The organism is Rhodospirillaceae bacterium, assembly GCA_040219235.1.
Lineage (GTDB): Bacteria > Pseudomonadota > Alphaproteobacteria > Rhodospirillales > Rhodospirillaceae > WLXB01.
Genome location: JAVJSV010000011.1, coordinates 759,871 through 778,589, shown reverse-complemented (window position 1 = coordinate 778,589; position 18,719 = coordinate 759,871). Strand labels below are relative to the sequence as shown.

Here is an 18,719-nt window from a genome sequence, read left to right as displayed (position 1 = left end):
GATTACGCTAGAATCGAGAAACCCCACTATTCAGCGGCTTCTGACACAGCCTTCTTGCCCGAGAGCATCGGCACGGTCTGGTGGACCCAGCCCTTGGGATCAGCGGCCCGGGCGTAGGACGGCACCACAAACACTTCGCGTTTGCTGTCGCGCGCTAAGGTCTCGCCATCAATATAGCGGCCCATATCGCGCCACTTGGCGACCATATTGCGAAACGCCAATTCCATGCCATCGGACTCGACCAGCATTTCGCGCGCATTCGACGTCACGGTATGCTGAGGCTTGAGGTGCTTGACGATGTCGTGGTCCTCGGCGACGGCCTCATACAGCCCCTCAAGGCGATCGGCGTCGTGCTCTGGCTCCATCAGGAAGTTGCGGGCCTGAAAGCCGTAGGACATGACGGTGTGCTCATCGACCGGCGTGCGCGCCGAAAACAACACCTGTGTGATTTCGGTGGTCATCTCCTGGTAGAGCATTTCCACCAGGGCGATCATGCTCCACTCAACGGTGACCTTGGTGGTTTTGCGATCCTTGGGCAGCAGATCGGCAATCGCGCCGCGCTTCTGACTGGCGGCGGGGGCGGCCCGCACGCGGGTCACTTTAGCGCCGTATTCCGTCGGCTCGATGGGCACAATGGTGGCCTTCGGGGCAATCCGATTGCCGAAGCGTTTGTGCACAAAGGACGGATGCGAGGTATCCAGAGAATTCTCGCACAGACGTTCCCAGTTGCAATCGGTCCATTCGTAGTTGTAGCGCAGCACCCGCCACTCTGGATTGTCCAGATACGGCTGAAACCAATCGGGAATCTCAGGGCGGTCAGCTTCGGCCTGATCGCCAACAAACACCCAGATCAGGCCGAGGCGTTCTTCGACGGCATAGGCATCAATGCGAGCGCGCTTGGGGATGGTGATGTCCCCCTCCATGGCCGGAATTTTAACGCAGGTGCCCTCGCCATTGAATTCCCAGCCGTGATAGGGACAGGCGATACAGCCGTCTTTGACCTGGCCGCGATGCAGCGCCGCGCCACGATGGCAGCAGACATCAGACATACAATACAGCTTGCCGGTCTCATCACGGTACAACACGAAATCAACGCCCAGCATACGGCTGCGGTAGGGCGTATCGGTGACATCTTCGCTGGTGGCTGCGACATACCAGTTGTTCATCAACATGAGACAAGTCCTCCCCGTATCTTAGAGCCGCCGCACGTCAAGGTGCGTGTAAATGCGACCATTAGAACAAACATCATACTCATATAACAACTTTACGAAAAGCGAATTGCTTTGGATCAATGGACGATGTTGGGGGCGAACCTGGAGTGAAGACCCAGGACAACACAAGGCACTGAAAACAGCTGTTATTGGCGGGTCAAAAAAACCATCCCCGCCCCGACCTTGGAACGAGCCCATGCACGCCCGCCTGTATTGAATGAAATCAAGGACTTAAGGGAGATCGAAACGAGCCCATGTATAATATTATTTCGTGGGGGTAGAGGTGATGCATCAGACGATACATCATGACCGTGAAGTTTCTGGCGTGCTTGATTGTTCAGATGCAGGATTGATGGCCGACGTTGTGTTCGCAATCAGCAGCGATTCGTTAAACGTGGCGCGCGCGTCTTCTGGGGGCCGTGCGTGCATTCGCAAACTGTAAACGGTGAAGACTGCCAGGGCCGCGTGAACAAGCACCGTGAAGCCGAACAGCCCGTTCGGCCCCGCGTAGGTCATAAAACCGGAGGCAACGAAGGGTCCAATCACCGCGCCGACAGCGTAGGCGAGGAGAAGACCGCTGCCCACCTCCACGTAATCTTCCGGCGCCGCAAAGTCATTCGTATGGGCGACTGAGATCGCATAGAGGGGCAAGGCAAAGGCACCGAAGAAAAATGAGAATACGAGTATTCCGCTCTCCCAGGTTTGGCCGAATAGAATCATAAAAATCCCAGATAGAACACCCCCCAGACAGACCCCAAGTATGACCGTGCGGCGGTCGTACGTGTCTGACATTCGGCCAAGCGGCCATTGGCTGAGTGCACCAGCAATAACCGTTACACTCATGAAAATGGCGATATCTGAAATACGCATACCGCTTTGCTGAGCAAAGATCGGACCAAGCGCCCAGAAAGAGCCGTTAGCCAGTCCCACCACCAAACACCCACAAAAACCGACAGGCGATAATTTGAATAAGTGCGGAATGCGGATTTTGGTGCTCTCAATCTGGTTAGGGGCTTGCGCCACACTCATCGCAACCGGCACGGCCGCAATGGAAACAAGAATGGACGCAATCGCAAAGAGCGAGAACGTGGCAGGATCGTAGAGGATGATCATCAATTGTCCCAGCGTGATCACTGACAGATTGATAATGGTGTAAATGGAAAAAATGGTGCCGCGCGTCGTGTTCGTTGAGCGCTCATTTAACCAACTCTCGATGATCACGAACAGCGCTGCGAAACAGAACCCGGTTGCAGCTCTGAGCAACCACCATATAAGAGGATTAGAAACCATGGCGTGGACAAGCGCCGCAGCCGAGACGATTGCGACCATCGCCGTGAACGCCCGAATATGACCGACCCGGTGCACCAAGCGTGGACCAAAAATACACCCAGCGGCGAAGCCGAGATAGTACGACGAGCCCAGAATGCCGATTTCTAGAGTTGAGAACATTTCAATACTAGCGCGAATGGGCAATAGCGTACCGAGAAGACCATTGCCCGTAAGAAGAAAGGCGACGCTCAGAAGCAGGGCCGCGATAGGCGCGAGGGAGGCCGTCATTTTATCAGTATATACCTAATCTCTAATGTGAGCTTACGAAGCTTTAATGCTGCCTCCACCTAGGGTGAATGAGAATACAGTTTTGCGTTGAAGACCATCATGAGAAAGTTGTTGGGAACTTATTCTAATCATTGACTGGATATTCCCGCTTAGTTTTGTCGACCTTCAGCTTCAGCCCCACGGCATGAGGTCACTGCCAAACCCAAAAAAAGTAAGCGGTCCCGCGCTGGTGAGGGCCGCTGTATCATTACCAAATGCCTGAACTGGTAGCTCAGACCTTGAAACCAGCCCATGCACAACATTGTTTCGTGGCTTGGCGCATTCAATCTAGCGACCTCTTTCGCTGACTTATGGAAAGCGTAATGACACCGCGTCTTGCCTATTTGTACCAACCCCTTATATAACTGACTGGTCAGTTATATAAGGGGTTGGTATGCGGGCTCGCACCGAAGAAGCAAAAGATCAACGCCGGGCGGCCTTTCTGAACGCCGCTATGGACGAGTTTTTCGACAAAGGCTTTGCCGCTGCCAGAGTCGATGACATCGCAAAACGCGCGGGTTTTTCGAAGGGCACCTTGTACCTCTATTTCGAGTCCAAAGAGGCGATGTTTAAAGGTCTGGTGGACACAATCGCCGTCCCCAAACTTGAGTACATGGAGGGACTGACCACGTCTGCGCCTTCTGCGCGCATGGCCATTGAAGGCCTCCTGAAATTTGCGCCTGAAATGATTCGGCAGTCGATGCTGCCCCGCGTTGTCAAAGTCATGATCGCGGATGGCAACCGATTTCCTGAAGTCGCAACGACTTACAAAGAGGCTGTTATTGATCGCGGCCTTGCGCTGATTGCCGGACTATTGGAACGTGGTCGACGGGAGGGCGATTTCGCCTTTGAGGACTCTGATTTAACAGCCCGCCTGTTTATCGCCCCTCTGGTGTTTTCGATGTTGTGGCACATCCTGTTTGAGAAAAAACCGGAGGACCATATGGATCTGAACGCCCTGTTCGCCTTGCACGGTGCCCACGTGATACGCGCGTTGGCTCCCCGCCATGAGACACAGCCCTCTCAACATCAGGAGGACCACCATGACGCCGCTTCTTAAGTCACTACCGCTCGCGACTGTTGCAATCGTCGTTCTAAGTCTCCTGAGCGCCTGTGATTCACAGGACGTGAGCGGTTCGTACACTGGCTATGTTGAAGCCGATTATATTTATGTCTCTGCTCCCGCGGCTGGGTGGCTGGAAGACAATGACCTCCGCGAAGGAGAAGACGTTGAACAGGGGCGTATCATGTTCACGCTTGAACAGGGTTTAGAAGTCGCAGCCCTGGCGGAAGCAAAAAGCCGCTACGACCAAGCGGCGGCCCTGGAACGTGACTTGGAAACGGGCGCCCGGGACGCGGAACTGGAGGTCCTCAGGTCTGAATTGCAAGAGGCCCAGGCAAGCCTGACCTTGGCACGTGCGGAACGCAAACGTTGGACGCAGTTGGCTGAACAAGGTGTGGCCCCCCTCTCCCGGAGAGACCAGGTCGTCGCGGACGAGGAAAAAGCACAAGCGCGGGTGCAATCCCTAAAACAGAACATTGATGTTGCACGCCTCGCCGGACGGGACGCGGCACGGGACGCCGCCATTGCAGCACGGGAGGCGGCGGCGGCGGCCATGACCCAGGCGGAGTGGCGCCTGTCTCAACGCAGTGTTACAGCGGGTGTTGCCGGACGCGTCGAAGAGATCTTTCATCGCCCTGGCGAATACGTGACATCGGGGGCACCGGTTGTGGCACTCTTGCCCCCAGACGGTCTCAAGCTGCGCTTTTTTGTACCACAGGCAGACTTAAACTTGGTGGCACCGGGTCAGATGATTGAGGTTTCAAGTGATGGCCTGCCGAACAGGGTCACAGCGCACATTCGTTTCATCGCCACAGAAGCTGAATTTACACCGCCTGTCATTTACAGCGTCGGCGTGCGCGAGAAACTAATGTTCCTGGTCGAAGGCACCTTCGATAGCCGAGTTACCCTGCGCCCCGGACAGCCCGTTGACGTGCATCTGCCATGATCCAGTCACCATGACCGAAACCGCAATTGATGTTCATGGACTCGTCAAGCACTTCGGGACAAAGACCGCCGTGGATGGGGTCGATCTCCAGATGCCCAAAGGACAGGTGTGGGGATTTCTTGGCCCCAACGGGTCAGGCAAGACCACTACAATTCGGATGATTTGTGGTCTGTTAAAACCAAGCAGCGGCACTGGGCAGTGCCTGGGATTGGATATCCTGAAAGACGCCCCTTTGATCCGGCGGATGACCGGGTACATGACCCAAAAATTCTCGTTCTGGACGGACTTAACAATCCGCGAGAATTTGGAATTTGTCGCGCGGCTTTATCATCTGCCGCACCTCAAAACGCAGGTCGATGAAACCATCGAAACCCTTGGGCTGACCAAGCGACAAACGCAATTGGCCGGTGAGTTGTCCGGTGGCTGGAAACAACGCCTGGCCTTGGCCGCTGTGACCATGCATCACCCTCAACTGTTGTTACTGGATGAACCAACCGCGGGTGTCGACCCGAAAGCGCGACGAGAATTCTGGGATGAGATTCACCACCTCTCCAACGCGGGCGTCACTGTTCTGGTCTCTACGCACTACATGGATGAAGCTGAACGTTGCGACCGCATTGTCTATCTGGCCAACGGTAAGATCCTGATCCAGGGTCGGGTCGACGCCATTATTGAACGGTCGGGCTTGGTGACACTCCGTTGCGCCAGCGACGGCGCGCGTGAATTGACCGATGCGATGCTCAAACAGCCTGGCGTCGCCCATGCCGCTTATATGGAATCCGCCTTGCACGTCAGTGGAACCGACCGGGCGTTGCTGGACAAAGCCACCGCCACTGTCGGCGACCCTGGTTTGGTTTGGGAGCCGGTGCGGCCAAAGCTCGAAGACGTTTTCATTGAACTCATGACGCAAGCGGGCGCCGACGTCAGGAGCCACGCCTGATGAGAGGAGCAGAAACCTGGTCGCGAATGACCGCGATTTTCCTCAAAGAGCTCATTCAAATGAGACGGGACCGCTTGACGGCGGCAATGATGCTTGGCGTGCCTTTGATTATGCTCATTCTCTTCGGCTTTGCGATTAACACCGATCCGAAAGGCCTGCCGACAGCGGTGATCAGCGAAGAGCAGAGCCCGATTGTGCGCACCCTGCTGACCGGGCTTGAAACGTCGGGGTACTTCAAGATGGTATCGCATCATAGCGACCCCAGAGTCAGCGCGACGTTGCTGGCCGCCGGTGACGTCGCCTTTGTGATTACGATCCCATCTGGGTTTACCGAACGTCTGGTCCGCGGTGACCGGCCGCAGCTTTTGATTGAGGCGGATGCCAGTGACCCAGCTGCGGCCTCGAATGCATTAAACCGCGCGGAGACAATCATCACGCAAGCGCTCAGACATGACCTAAAGGGGCCGTTAGCCTCTCTGGCTCAGCACCCGTCCCCCGTCGAAATCGTGATCCACCCGCGCTATAATCCGGAAGGTATTACGCAGTATAATATTGTTCCGGGACTGCTGGGCGTCATCATCACGATGACTCTGGTTATGATTACGGGGATGTCGATGACTCGCGAAGTCGAGCGAGGCTCCATGGAAAACCTCATGGCCATGCCCGCGCGGCCGTTCGAGGTCATGATCGGAAAAATCACGCCCTATGTTGGACTGGGCATCATTCAAACCCTTGTGGTGTTGCTGGCGGGACACTATCTGTTCGCTGTACCGTTTATCGGTGGGGCGGCGCCCTTTGTCATTGGCTTGACGATTTTCATCATTGCCAACCTCGCCGTTGGGTTTACGTTTTCGACCATCGCCAAGTCCCAAATGCAGGCCATGCAGTTAACATACTTCTTTTTTCTGCCGTCGTTGTTGCTGTCTGGCTTCATGTTTCCCTTCCGAGGCATGCCGGACTGGGCACAAGCCGTCGGGGAAGTTCTGCCCCTCACCCACTTCCTGCGCGTGATCCGCAGTGTCATGTTGAAAGGGGGTGGCTTTGCCGACGTTCAACAGGAGATATACGCCATGCTCGCGTTTACAGTGGTTGCAGGGGCCGTCGCCATGCTGCGCTACCGGCGCACTTTGGACTAAGCGCTTTCATCGCAGGCCCCCTGCCAAAGCCGCCCGCTGCTCGTTGCCGTTTGGGAAAACGGTTATTCCAGTTTCAAGGCGGCGGCGATATCGGCCCAGGAGACATACTTAAAGTTCTGGTTGGCGTCGGAGCCGTCCGGGTTTTTGTTGTAGCCGTCCTGCACCACCAGCATGCCGGCGGGATAATCCGGCCCCAGCGGCGCGGACACCACATCCAGACCATCGGTTTCCTGCACGCCGTCGATCTTCAGGTCCGTGTTATCAACTATTTGAAACGTGCCGCGATAGGCATGTGGCGCAGCACGGTCGTACACCACATAAGTAAAGTTGCCCTGGCTGGAGGCGATCAAATAACCGGTGTTTAGATCTGATCCAGGCGGCGCGTAAATGGCCAGACCTTCCACATCGGCAGACAGACGCCCGCCGCCTGACGTGCCAAGGCCGGTGGTATCCACAGACACGCGCTCGGTCATGGAATCGCCGGGCTCGGCCCCGTAGCGCCAGATGCCGACCGCTTCTTCGCCCATGAAAATTTCACCTGTGGCGTCATCACCGACACAGCCTTCGGGCTGCGTGCCAATATCCCAACTGCGCTGAATGGTGGCGCGCATTTGACCCAGGCCATTGTCGTACAGTTGCCACTGGCTGACGTCGCCATCTTTGTCGTTGGCATAAACATAAAGCTTGCCGGTGTCGGCACTGCGATACAGGCACAGGCCATAGGGGTCTTCAAAATTCGATGGAATGGGATCGACCATCACGTTGCTCAACTCACCGGAGTCAGGGTCCATTTTATAGACAGCGATGGTTTTGTCAGTGCGGTTGGTGGCGGCGACAATGATGGTCGGCGTGGCGGTTGCGGGATCGCCGTTGTTGATGGTGATGGGATAGTCCGCGCGCAGATCGACGTTATTCATGAAGCCGTCACTGTTCTGGTACACGATCGCACCCGAAAGGTCATAGACCATCAGGCCGTTTTTCTTATCGGTGCCGACGATCAAACTTTTCAACGGTTCAACCGGGTTGACCCAAATGGCCGGGTCATCGGCGGCATCGTCACCACTGGCCACGGGAACCGTTTCGGCTTTGGGCATGACATTGACCGTATCCGGCGCGATGGGGGCTGGGCCGTCTTCTGACTCGCAGGCGGCAAGTGTAATCGCCAGAACCGGCGCAACAATTAAAGCACTTAATGGGGAAGCACTGAACGGAGAGACGCATTTAGACATAGTGAGCAACAACCCTTTAATGATCTGCGAGAGCGAAAATAATCTGCGAGAGCGAAGGTCTTGCGGCCAGTGATGGCAGAGGGCACCCGCGGCGTCCAGCCTTATCGTCATCAAAATCTGCGGCTTTGGCCGACGACATGAAACCGTAACGGATATGACTTTGTTCAGTCATAAATTCGACCTCAAACATTAACGGGAACCCTAATGGACGCGCTGGTATCACGCGCACTGTGTCCACCATTGTGGTTTGACTATTAAGGGGTTTCCTACATGTCGTTTAAGACTTCGTTGCGGGCGTCTGCCGCAGCCATCGCATTGTTTGCTGGTGTTCCATTTGCGGCTGAGGCGGCCACCGTCATCGGGCGGGTGAGTGACACGGCGGGCGTTACGTCATTGTCCGGCGCACGGGTTGAAATTGTTGAGCTCAACCGCCGCACATCAACAGCTCAAAACGGCAGCTACCGCTTTGCGGATGTCGAGCCCGGCACTTACACCTTGCGCATTACTTATATTAATGCGGATGTTCTGGAGCAGCAGCTTGTGGTGAGCGGCGACGGCATCACCACGGCAGACGCCAGCTTAGGCACGGCCATTGAAGAAGTGATCGTCGTCGGCCAGATCGCGAATGTTTCTAACTCCCTGTCGCGGCAGCGTGCGGCTGATACGGTTAAGTCAATCCTGACCCGCGATTCCATCGGCCAGTTCCCGGACCAGAACGTGGCGGAATCCGTGCGCCGAGTGACCGGTGTGAACGTGCTGAATGACCAGGGCGAAGGCCGGTTTATTGCCGTGCGCGGGCTTGACCCTAACCTGAACTCCGCGTCCATCAACGGTGCGCGCGTGCCGGCCCCGGAGAGCGACGTGCGCTCGGTGGCGCTGGACGTGATTCCCTCTGAACTGATTGAGTCCATTGAGATTACCAAAACCCTGACCCCGGACATGGATGCCGACACCATCGGTGCGTCCATTGAAATCAACACCACCAGCGCGTTTGATCGCGAGGGCACCTTTTTCGGCGGCACGCTGGAAGGCTCTTACAACGACCTGAATGATAAGCTGTCGCCCAAAGGCGGCGTCGACTTCAGCCATGCGTTCAGTGAAAAGTTCGGCGTGTCCGGCGGTCTGTCATACTACCGCCGCTCGTTCTCGACCGACAACATCGAGCCGGAAGGCTGGGACACCACTGACGACGGCGTGACCTATGCCGATGAAATTCAATATCGTGACTATGACGTGCGCCGCTCGCGCCTTGGGGCTTCGCTGTCGATGGACCTGCGCCCCAGCGAAAACACTGAGTTGTACGCGCGCGGCCTCTACAGCCGTTTCGGCGATCAGGAATTCCGCGGCCGCCTGATCTTTAAGCTGGACGAAGAGCCCTCAAGCGGCACGGCAACCACCGCGACCTTCCTGTCCGACGATGGCGAAATTGAAATCGAGCGGGACATCAAAGACCGCTTTGAAGTGCAGAAAATTTACTCCCTGGTCACCGGCGGTGAGACGTTCAAAGACGCCTGGACGTTTGAATACTCAGGCTCATACTCCAAGGCCAGCGAACTGGAAAACGGCTCGCTTGATCCCACCACCTATGTGGCTGCGTTTGAAGAACCAGGCCAGCTCGGCGTGACCTTCGATTACTCCGATTACAAACTGCCGTCCTTTAATATCATCGCCGGTCAAGCGGCTTTTGCCGACCCCAACACTTATGAGTTCGATCAGATTGAGCGCACAATCCTGTCCGACTCAACCGACGAGGAATGGGGTGCAAAGCTGGACTTAACGCGTCAATTTGTGCTCGACGATGGCGCCGTGATGGACCTCAAATTCGGCGGCAAGGCGCGCCTGCGTCAAAAGCAGTACGACTTTAATGTGGAATTCCTCAGCGATGGTCCGTTGGAAGACACCACCCTGGCCCAATTTGCCACCTCCGGCACTTACGGCCTGGCGAACATTGCGCCGCAAGTTGATCCGCTCGCCCTGCGTGAGCTGATCAACGGCAACCTGTCGGCGTTTGACAATGACGACATTGACGGCGTGTTCGACTCTGCCACGGCGGACTTTAGTGTCGATGAAGACATCTACGCCGGCTACATCATGGGCCGCTACGACAATGGGTCTTTGAAGGCCATCGGCGGTGTGCGCGTTGAACACACCAAAGATGACATCAACGGCAGCCTTGTTGAGCTGGTGGAAGAAGGCGGCACCCGCAACGGTGTTGAGTTGGATGAGGACACCGTGTTCGTCACGCCAAACACCTTTGACAACAGCTACACCAACTGGCTGCCAAGTGTGAACCTGACCTACGAAACCGAGAATGACGTGCTGCTGCGCGCCGGCCTCTATCGCAGTGTGGTGCGCCCGAACATCGGCCAGATCGCGCCGCGGTTTGTGATTGAGGAAAACGATGACGGCGAACGTGAAGGCGAGTTTGGCGACCCCAACTTACGCCCCTACAAAGCCTGGAACGGCGACGTCAGCGTTGAGTGGTACTTTAACAACGCCGGGGTTTTGCAGGGCGGCCTGTTCTACAAAGACATCAAAGACTTCATCGCCATCACCGAAGTGGACAACCTGACCTTTAACGGCATCTTTGCCGATGAAGCCACCATTCCGGTGAACGGCGAGTCCGCTGAAGTGTTTGGTGCAGAGTTCGGTTATCAGCAGGTCATGGACTTCCTGCCCGGGCCATGGGACGGCGTGCTGGTGGGCTTTAACTACACCTTCACCGACAGCGAAGGAACGGTTGACGGCCGCAAGATTGATCTGCCGGCCAGTTCCAAGCATACCTTCAACACCACATTGGGCTATGAGAAAGGCCCGCTGTCGTTGCGCTTGGCCGGAGCCTACCGTTCAAGCTACCTGGACGAGTTGGCCGGCAGCCCGGATGAAGACCGCTTTGTGAAGAGCCATTTCCAACTGGATGCCAGCGCCAAGTACCGCGTGACCGATCAGTTCCAGGTGTTTGCCGAGTTGATCAACATCACCGACGAACCTTATGTGGCCTTCCAGCGCGGCCCGGTCTCCGACCGCTTGCTGCAGTACGAAGAATACTCGTTCACAGCGAAAGCGGGTGTGCGGTTTACCTACTAAGCGCCGGCGCCCAGGGCATCACCACGATTCGCCACACACGGAGCACGTAACCGTGTTACCGCTGTCGTGATGGACCACCCGCCGGATCGACACGGGAAGGGCCGCCCCCACAAAGGGCGGCCCTTTTGCGAACCTGTACAACATTGATATTGCAAGGAATTTATTTGGGTTTGTTCCCACATCCCCCTTTGCTTCCCCCGGCTCCACCGTGTAGAAAACCTGTAGTTCGCGCGGCGTTTCTTAAGCCCGTTAGCGTCCGCACGAATCAAAAGGGCCGCTCTTTGAGTGGCCCTTTTTAGATGCGAATTGTTATTACTGTTGGTGACGCAGCCGGGTCTCGCGCCCTTAGTTAACGCCTCTGGCAATGCGTAAACCCAAATTAAAGTTGTGCCACTCTTTAGGCGCTTTCTCTGCCGCAGGTCCGCGCAGCTCTGTCGTACCCCCGAAGCGCATGGCCGAACGGCTCGCGCTCACAGGTGCACTTAAACTTCCGCCCCGCACGACATGCACACAGGCGTCGTCTGAGCCCCAAACAGAGCCGTCTTTCGGCGCACCGGCAAAACTCTCATAGTAGCAATCTTCCACCCACTCCCACACGTTGCCATGCATATCGTAGAGGCCAAAAGCGTTTGGCTTGTACGTTCCGACAGGCGCTGACCGCAGGCCATAGCCATCGTCACAGTCAACATACAGCCAAGGGGACCAGCCGTCTTTTGTTGCCATCTCCGCTTTTGCCGTCAGGTCTGGAACATTGCCGTAGTCGCAAAGCTCAACTTCATCATTCCCAAAGGAATACCGCGTGCTGGTGCCCGCGCGCGCCGCATACTCCCATTCGGCTTCGCTTAACAGTCGATAGGGCTTGCCGGTTTTTTTGGTCAGCCAGTCGACAAAATCTTGGGAGTCATTCCAACTGATACAGGCAACGGGGTGATCTTCGCCGACCACATAATTTGGGTCTTCCCAGCTTTTACCTTGCACCGGCTCACCGCCGCGCAGGCCGGTCACAACCACACAATTGTTGTTTCTAACGCCGCGATTGGTTTCTTCGCTAAATTGCCGGTATTGACCAATGGTGATTTCATATTTGGAAACCGCGAAGGCCCTTGAAATCGTGACTTCGCGCTGCGGGCCTTCATTGCTCAGCCGCCCGGCCTCTGACTCTGCGGTCCCCATAATGAACTGCCCGGCGGGCACGACGACCATCTCCGGGCAGGTATCGCAGTCTTGGAAAGACTCACCCGGTGCAGCGGCCTCAACACACGCTGGCCCTGAGATCACCCCCAAGACCAGCGCAACCAGTGCCGCGCCAGACTGTGCGGCCAAAGGAGTCATCACGATTGATCTTAGCTTCATGACGCCGCCCTCCATGACTTTATTTTAACACATGCAGCCTTTTGTTTTTGCGCACGCCACGCCCTGAAATTGCAGCCGTGTTAAGCACGCCCACACTTGGCTGCAATTTCACTATGCGTGCGCTGTTAAACACCTCCCGGTGGGGCGGGTTCTTGCTCGCGGGCGTACCATTCCAGGGAGGACAAAGATGGCTCTTCCCATTCTGTCGGCGCATCTAAGAACTTCGGATAGTTCTTGGCGATATGCTCTATGATCTTCTGATCCGGCATTTCTTCAGGGCTCTTCACATCCGCAAAGTTGCAGTTGTAAAGGCAATGACCTGGGGCCTGCCCCATCAACATCCATGGGAGCCATGGCGTGACCCGCCCCCAAACACCCGTGCTGGGAATCGTGGTCAGGTCAGGGTTCTGCAGATCCGCTTGAGAGAACGAATAGTTAAAGGTTTCTGTCACCCGGTTCATCGGGCCAGAGCTCTCGCGTACCCACTTCTGAGGATCAAGAGCGTTGGGGTAATAAAGATGCACGTGGATTTCCATCATCGCGTGCTGGCCGATTTGCTGCCAGTTGAGAATGAACGGACGTGGCTCACGCTTCTCTGTGTTGAGGCCACCGTATGACGGTGGGTCTGGCCAGACATCTTTGAAGATTGCGTTGAAGGGATCGTTGGCGACCGGCACCACGCGCACCTTTTCTCCGGTGAACGGGTTCTCCATTTCCTCCAGAATCTCACCGGTTTCGAGATCGGTGTAAAACACGATTTCACGTAACACACGCCGATATCCGTACTCATCGCCTTCGTAAGGGAGCAAGCGGTTACAGCCGAGTCCCCGGAAGCCGCAAATGTTTCTGACCGCGCCACCTGGTGCGACCCCCATGACGTAGCCTTCGATCCAACCGAAGTGTGTGGATTCCATATCCAGGTTAGACGTGAGCTTGAGGTAGGCATCAACGTTACCGCGTCCCGTCGTCAGGTCATGGGTTGGGCCACGCAACCAAGAACTGTCGGGACCGGCCGTAGCGGCATTTGCGGCACTCGGCGATATAACGGCATTCAGAGCTGGCAGGCCGGTAAAGGCCATTCCCGCGGCGAGTGCGGATCTGCGGTCCAGCACACTTTCGATGAGTTTTTTCTCAGACATTACAATTGGCCTTTCAAGACTGGCTGTGAATCAAATAGTTCAGGTCAGAGCTTAGACACCGCCTGGGGGTGCGGGAGTTTGCTCTCGGGCATACCATTCCAGAGACGACAGGGAAGGCTCTTCCCACTCGGTCGGGGCGTCCAGGAATTTGGTGTAGTTCTTAGCAATATATTCGATGATGCGCTGGTCTGGCGCTTCCTCGAGCGAGTGCATGCTGGCAGCCATCACGTTGTACAAGCAATGACCGGGGGCTTGGCCCATGAGCATCCACGGTAGCCACGGCGTATGGCGGCCCCAGACGGTGGTGCTGTCGACGGTGGTCAGGTCTGGATTCTGAATATCCTTGAGACTCATGTTCATCACATAGGTTTCTGTCACCTGGTTCATCGGCCCGGCACTTTCGCGCACCCATGTTTTGGGATCGAGCGCATTGGGATAATAGAGGTTGATGTGACGCTCCATCATCAGCCGGTCGCCAAAGGCTTTCCAGTTGAGGATGAATGGCTTCGGCTCCAACTTTTCATCGGTGTTGAGGCCACCAAAGGTCGGCCGGCTCAGTTCAGACTCTCTGATGATGCGGTTAAACGGATCGTTGGCGACGGGCACCACACGCACTTTTTCGCCGGTGAACGGATTTTCCATCTCTTCCAGAATCTCGCCGGTTTCCAGATCAGTGTAAAACACAACCTCACGCAGCAAACGACGATAACCGTGCTCGCCTTCCAGCGGGATCAAGCGCGTCACGCCCAAACCGCGAAAGCCACAGAAGGTGCGGATCGGCCCGCCGGGCGCAACGCCCATGACATGCCCGTCAATCCAACCGTAGTGCGTGGATTTCATATCCAGATTTGAGGTCGCCTTGGCGTAGGCTTCGACGTTGCCATAGGCTGTTGTGAGATCATAGGTCGGCCCCGTAAGCGAGGCACCGCCGGTGGCATCGGTCGCGGCCATGGCTGCGGCGGGAAGGAACCCGGCAGCGAGGCCAGTTGCTAATGCTGCTCGGCGGTCGATTGCGACTTCGATGGGCGCACCTTCGATGGCGGCGGCTTCATTCGGCTGATTTGATTTGGTCATAATATTTCCTCTTCTCACTATGTCACCCTCGGGCTTGTTCCGAGGGTCCAGGACAACAACCACGATTTTCGTTAATGACCCTGGATGCTCGGACTAAATCCGAGCATGACAGTTTGAATTTATCCTAAACACCACCCGGCAACGCAGGTTCCTGCTCGCGGGAGTAACGCTCAATGGAGGAGAGTGATGGTTCTTCCCACACATCCGGCGCTTCTAAATATTTCGGATAATTTTTCGCCGTATATTCAACAATGTCCTGAGGAATATCATCCAGCGAATGACGGCTGCCCATAAAGGTTTGATACACCACATGCCCTGGCGCTTGCCCCATCAGCATCCACGGCAACCAGGGCGTAATGCGCGCCCAGGTGCCGGTGCCGTAAACATGGGTCAATTCTTCGTTCTGCACCTGATCCAGCGAATGCACATGATAGAACAATTCTGACACCCGGTTCATGGGACCGGCACTTTCCCGCACCCATTTTTCGGGATCGAGGGCGTTCTTGTAGTAAAGATGAATGTGGCGCTGGAACAGTAACCACTCGTCCTTGATCTGCCAGTCCAACAGGAACGGCTTGGGTTCGCGCTTCTCTGCATTGAGACCGCCGTAAGATGGGCCGGGCGGCACCACATCGCGGATGATGCCGTTAAAGGGATCATTGGCCACATGCACGACACGGACTTTTTCATCGGTGTAGGGGTTGACCATTTCTTCTAAAATCTCACCGGTGGCGAGGTCGTAGTAGAAGCCCACTTCGCGCAGCAATTTGCGATAGCCGGTGCCTTCTTCATAGGGAATCAGACGCTTGCAACTCATGCCTTTAAAGCCGCAGATGTTTTTGACGGGACCGCCCGGGGCAACCCCCATGACCAAGCCGTCGTACCAGCCATAAGTGGTGGTTTTCATGTCGATGTCGGAATCGATTCGCGCCATGGCGATCATATTGCCTTCGGGCGTGGTGAGATCGAGGTAAGGACCGGTTAGCGACGCGTTCTCAATCCGTTTGTTAAGATCAGGCGTGGCCGCGCTTGCGCCACTTGCCATGCCGAGGCCGGCCATTGCGCCGCCCATGCCGGCTCCAGCTAGGCCCGCTCCCGCCATGCCTGCTCCCAAGGCCTGACGGCGGCTGAGGCTGGTGGCCGGACCGCCGAGACTATCGTAATCCTCGACCACCAAACCGGTGCGGACTTCTATATTGCCGTTTGGCCCCGTTGCATCTGTCATTGCGTGTGCTCCCTCTCAAAGACGCGAATACGCTACCATACGTTGGAGGCGGCACTGAGTCCCCTTAAACGGGCCTCAAAAGATGTTCACCTGTTGATCCAAATATACTGCAAACGCCGGGGCTTGACCCCACCTCACAAGCTAGACTGGAATGATTCTAATATTAATAAATCAAACAAACACGCACATCATCAGAAGGATCAGACTCCATGACCGTCAAATAGGCCGTCAAACAGTCCTTCAAAACCGGCCTGTAAAAAATCCGCTGGATCGGTGACGGCGACCTCGCCGGGATGTTGGACGGACTCTAAGGTCGGCTTTTGGAGTGACGATGATGTGGTTTTTGGACCTTTGGGGAGAACAGTTGATCCGCCAAAAACATGCCGACAATCATCGATAAAACAAGATAGACGACAGGCTCACCGCCAATCAGCAAAGCTGTGAGGGCTGGGCCAGGACAAAAGCCGACCAGCCCCCACCCAACACCAAAGAGGATTGCGCCGGTCACAAGGCGGGAGTCAAAATCCTTTGCGGTCGGGAGTTGGAAGGCATCAGAGAAAATCGGTGACGCGCGCTTGAGAACCAATTGATAGCCAATAAAAGTTGTGACAACGGCCCCACCCAAGACCAAAATCAGGCTGGGGTCCCATGTGCCGAAGACGTCCAGAAAATTGAGTACTTTTGCAGGGTTCACCATCTCTGACAGTGTTAACCCAACCCCAAAAACACTGCCGCAGATCAAAGCTATTACAACGCGTTTCATATCACAGCCCTCCGAGGACATGACGCATCACACTGACCGTCGCCACACCGGCGGCTAAAAAAGTGAAGGTCGCTAAAATTGACCGGCGAGACAAACGCGCCATCCCGCAGACCCCATGTCCGCTGGTGCAGCCTGACCCAATGCGGGTGCCCAGACCGACCAGAAGCCCGGCGGCCATCAACAGTGGCGTCGAAGCCTGAACGGTGACGATCGGCTGACTGCCCGTCACAGCCCACACACCAATGGGAGCGATGAGCAGGCCAAAAACAAAGGCAAGCCGCCAAGCCACATCGTTTTGGCTCGGTTTCAAAACGCCCCCAACGATGCCACTTATGCCAGCAATCCGGCCGAGGAAAAGCATCAGCAAAACAGCCGCAGCGCCAATGAGAATCCCGCCCACAAGCGCACTGACGGGGGTAAATGTTGTGATTGAAGTATGCATCGGTTTTCTCCTTTATCTTGGCAGCGGGCACCTTCGGCTGACAAGGATCAACAAACAGTCAGTCTCTGCCCCTCATTGGGGCCTGCCCAGCCTAAACAGCGTTGAGCGGTATTTTAAGATAAGAGATGCCATTATCTTCTGGAGGCGGCATCGCACCAGCGCGCATGTTGACCTGAACCGACGGCAGCAGCAGCACGGGCATGTCCAAAGTGGCATCGCGTTTTTGACGCATGGCAACAAAGGCTGATTCAGTGCTGCCACTCGGAGCCGCCGCGCCAACATGCACATTGGTGGCTTGTTCTTGCGCCACCGTGGTTTCCCACTGGTAGGTCTCTCGGCCCTCGGGCAAATAGTCATGGCACATAAACAGGCGCGTCTCCGGCGGAAGGGCAAACACTTTCTGAATGGACTGATACAAGGTGGCTGCGTCACCTCCGGGAAAATCACACCGGGCTGTGCCGTAGTCGGGCATGAACAGTGTATCGCCAACAAACGCCGCATCGCCAATCACATAGGTGGAGCAGGCGGGCGTATGACCGGGGGTATGTATCACGCGCCCCGTTAGATTGCCGATTTCAAAGGTATCACCCTCCGCCAACAGCACGTCGAATTGTGAGCCATCGGTTTTAAAACTGTCTTCCACATTGAACAGTTTTTTGAACACCTGTTGGACTTTAGTGATCTGTGATCCGATGGCGGTCTGCCCACCAAGCTTACCTTTTAAATAAGGTGCGGCTGTTACGTGATCCGCATGGACATGGGTTTCTAAAATCCACCGCACGTTCAACCCGTGCTCCTGGATATAAGTGATGATTTTGTCCGCCGAGGTGGTCGAAGTCCGCCCCGACTTGGGGTCATAATCCAGAACTGAGTCGATAATTGCGGCTGCCGAACTGGCGGGATCGCGCACCACATAGCTGATGGTGTTGGTCTCAGAGTCAAAGAAGGCTTTGACGTTTGGGGTTTGTTCCGTCGTGCGATGTTCAGCGGCCATCACCATTCTCCTGTATTAAGCATTCAGACAGTCTAGACAGACAGGTTTTTCCAGCCATGATTAGAGTCAAACAAATAGAACATAACATGAGACAACCAGGAGGAGCCGGTCATGGGTGAAATTGTTTGGGTGAGCCTTCCCCTTTGCGTCATTTTGGCCTTCGGTATTGGCGGACTCTGGTACGGCCCGCTGTTTCAAAAAGCCTGGATGGCCGATACTGGCATGACCGATGACAAACGGGGGCCACCGGTCAAAGTATTCGGCGGAGCGGCTGTTCATGCTCTGATTGGCGCTCTGGCGCTCTCCTTGCTGCTGGATCGCGTCAGTGGGCTTGCGGCCCACCTCAGTGGTGGAGTTATCATTGGTGTTGCCGCCGCCGCAGCGCTCGGCATTAATTATATGTTTGCCGCCCGCCCCCGCCGCCTGCTGTATATCGATGGCGGCTATACCATCGTGCTGTACGGCGCGATGGGCTTGGTGATTGGTCTGGTGAAATAGTTTGGTCAAAAATGTGACTCACT

The 18,719-nt window shown here is 55.9% G+C and carries 17 protein-coding genes; 6 read left to right on the top strand and 11 right to left on the bottom strand.

The window, feature by feature from the left end; all coding sequences use genetic code 11:
- Positions 1-26 precede the first annotated feature (26 nt).
- Together RIC29_07620 and RIC29_07615 are read right to left on the bottom strand one after the other, a co-directional pair.
- On the bottom strand, positions 27-1,172 hold the full coding sequence (locus tag RIC29_07620; protein ID MEQ8734777.1) for a Rieske 2Fe-2S domain-containing protein: 1,146 nt from the start codon (positions 1,170-1,172) through the stop codon (positions 27-29).
- A 342-nt stretch (positions 1,173-1,514) separates the two neighbouring features.
- Positions 1,515-2,768 carry an MFS transporter gene (locus tag RIC29_07615; GenBank protein ID MEQ8734776.1) on the bottom strand — a complete coding sequence of 418 codons (1,254 nt, stop codon included), beginning with the start codon at positions 2,766-2,768 and terminating at the stop codon, positions 1,515-1,517.
- Between the two features lie 433 nt (positions 2,769-3,201).
- Between RIC29_07615 and RIC29_07610 the strand changes: the two genes are divergently transcribed.
- Genes RIC29_07610 through RIC29_07595 form a run of 4 tightly spaced genes read left to right on the top strand, consistent with a single transcriptional unit; the run spans position 3,202 to position 6,892 of the window.
- Positions 3,202-3,867, top strand: a complete 666-nt coding sequence (locus RIC29_07610) for a TetR/AcrR family transcriptional regulator (GenBank protein MEQ8734775.1) — start codon at positions 3,202-3,204, stop codon at positions 3,865-3,867.
- On the top strand, positions 3,851-4,816 hold the full coding sequence (locus RIC29_07605; protein ID MEQ8734774.1) for an HlyD family efflux transporter periplasmic adaptor subunit: 966 nt from the start codon (positions 3,851-3,853) through the stop codon (positions 4,814-4,816). The genes RIC29_07610 and RIC29_07605 overlap by 17 nt, the downstream gene beginning before the upstream one ends.
- Before the next feature lie 10 nt (positions 4,817-4,826).
- A complete protein-coding gene (locus tag RIC29_07600) occupies positions 4,827-5,756 on the top strand; it encodes an ABC transporter ATP-binding protein (GenBank protein MEQ8734773.1) in 930 nt (309 codons plus the stop codon).
- Positions 5,756-6,892 carry an ABC transporter permease gene (locus RIC29_07595; protein MEQ8734772.1) on the top strand — a complete coding sequence of 379 codons (1,137 nt, stop codon included), beginning with the start codon at positions 5,756-5,758 and terminating at the stop codon, positions 6,890-6,892. The genes RIC29_07600 and RIC29_07595 overlap by 1 nt, the downstream gene beginning before the upstream one ends.
- Before the next feature lie 62 nt (positions 6,893-6,954).
- On the opposite strand, the gene RIC29_07590 is transcribed toward RIC29_07595, so the two are convergent.
- Together RIC29_07590 and RIC29_07585 are read right to left on the bottom strand one after the other, a co-directional pair.
- Positions 6,955-8,121, bottom strand: coding sequence for a phytase (locus tag RIC29_07590; protein ID MEQ8734771.1), 1,167 nt, complete (start codon positions 8,119-8,121; stop codon positions 6,955-6,957).
- Positions 8,122-8,137: 16 nt separating this feature from the next.
- Positions 8,138-8,293 carry a hypothetical protein gene (locus tag RIC29_07585; GenBank protein ID MEQ8734770.1) on the bottom strand — a complete coding sequence of 52 codons (156 nt, stop codon included), beginning with the start codon at positions 8,291-8,293 and terminating at the stop codon, positions 8,138-8,140.
- Between the two features lie 98 nt (positions 8,294-8,391).
- Between RIC29_07585 and RIC29_07580 the strand changes: the two genes are divergently transcribed.
- A complete protein-coding gene (locus RIC29_07580) occupies positions 8,392-11,208 on the top strand; it encodes a TonB-dependent receptor (protein ID MEQ8734769.1) in 2,817 nt (938 codons plus the stop codon).
- A gap of 345 nt (positions 11,209-11,553) precedes the next feature.
- Here RIC29_07580 and RIC29_07575 read toward each other — a convergent pair whose 3' ends face one another.
- From RIC29_07575 to RIC29_07545, 7 genes are all read right to left on the bottom strand, one after another.
- Positions 11,554-12,561, bottom strand: coding sequence for a formylglycine-generating enzyme family protein (locus RIC29_07575; GenBank protein MEQ8734768.1), 1,008 nt, complete (start codon positions 12,559-12,561; stop codon positions 11,554-11,556).
- Positions 12,562-12,686: 125 nt separating this feature from the next.
- Positions 12,687-13,700, bottom strand: a complete 1,014-nt coding sequence (locus RIC29_07570) for a DUF1838 family protein (protein MEQ8734767.1) — start codon at positions 13,698-13,700, stop codon at positions 12,687-12,689.
- A 51-nt stretch (positions 13,701-13,751) separates the two neighbouring features.
- Positions 13,752-14,774, bottom strand: a complete 1,023-nt coding sequence (locus RIC29_07565) for a DUF1838 family protein (GenBank protein ID MEQ8734766.1) — start codon at positions 14,772-14,774, stop codon at positions 13,752-13,754.
- Between the two features lie 124 nt (positions 14,775-14,898).
- On the bottom strand, positions 14,899-15,999 hold the full coding sequence (locus RIC29_07560; GenBank protein MEQ8734765.1) for a DUF1838 family protein: 1,101 nt from the start codon (positions 15,997-15,999) through the stop codon (positions 14,899-14,901).
- Positions 16,000-16,306: 307 nt separating this feature from the next.
- The gene (locus RIC29_07555; protein ID MEQ8734764.1) at positions 16,307-16,762 is read right to left on the bottom strand and encodes a YeeE/YedE family protein; all 456 of its coding nucleotides are present in this window, start codon (positions 16,760-16,762) and stop codon (positions 16,307-16,309) included.
- A 1-nt stretch (position 16,763) separates the two neighbouring features.
- Complete coding sequence (locus RIC29_07550; protein ID MEQ8734763.1) at positions 16,764-17,204, bottom strand: YeeE/YedE family protein; 441 nt, start codon at positions 17,202-17,204, stop codon at positions 16,764-16,766.
- Between the two features lie 91 nt (positions 17,205-17,295).
- Complete coding sequence (locus RIC29_07545; GenBank protein ID MEQ8734762.1) at positions 17,296-18,198, bottom strand: MBL fold metallo-hydrolase; 903 nt, start codon at positions 18,196-18,198, stop codon at positions 17,296-17,298.
- 111 nt (positions 18,199-18,309) lie between these two features.
- On the opposite strand from RIC29_07545, the gene RIC29_07540 reads away from it, so the two are divergent.
- Positions 18,310-18,696, top strand: coding sequence for a DUF1761 domain-containing protein (locus RIC29_07540; protein ID MEQ8734761.1), 387 nt, complete (start codon positions 18,310-18,312; stop codon positions 18,694-18,696).
- The last annotated feature ends 23 nt before the right edge of the window (positions 18,697-18,719 follow it).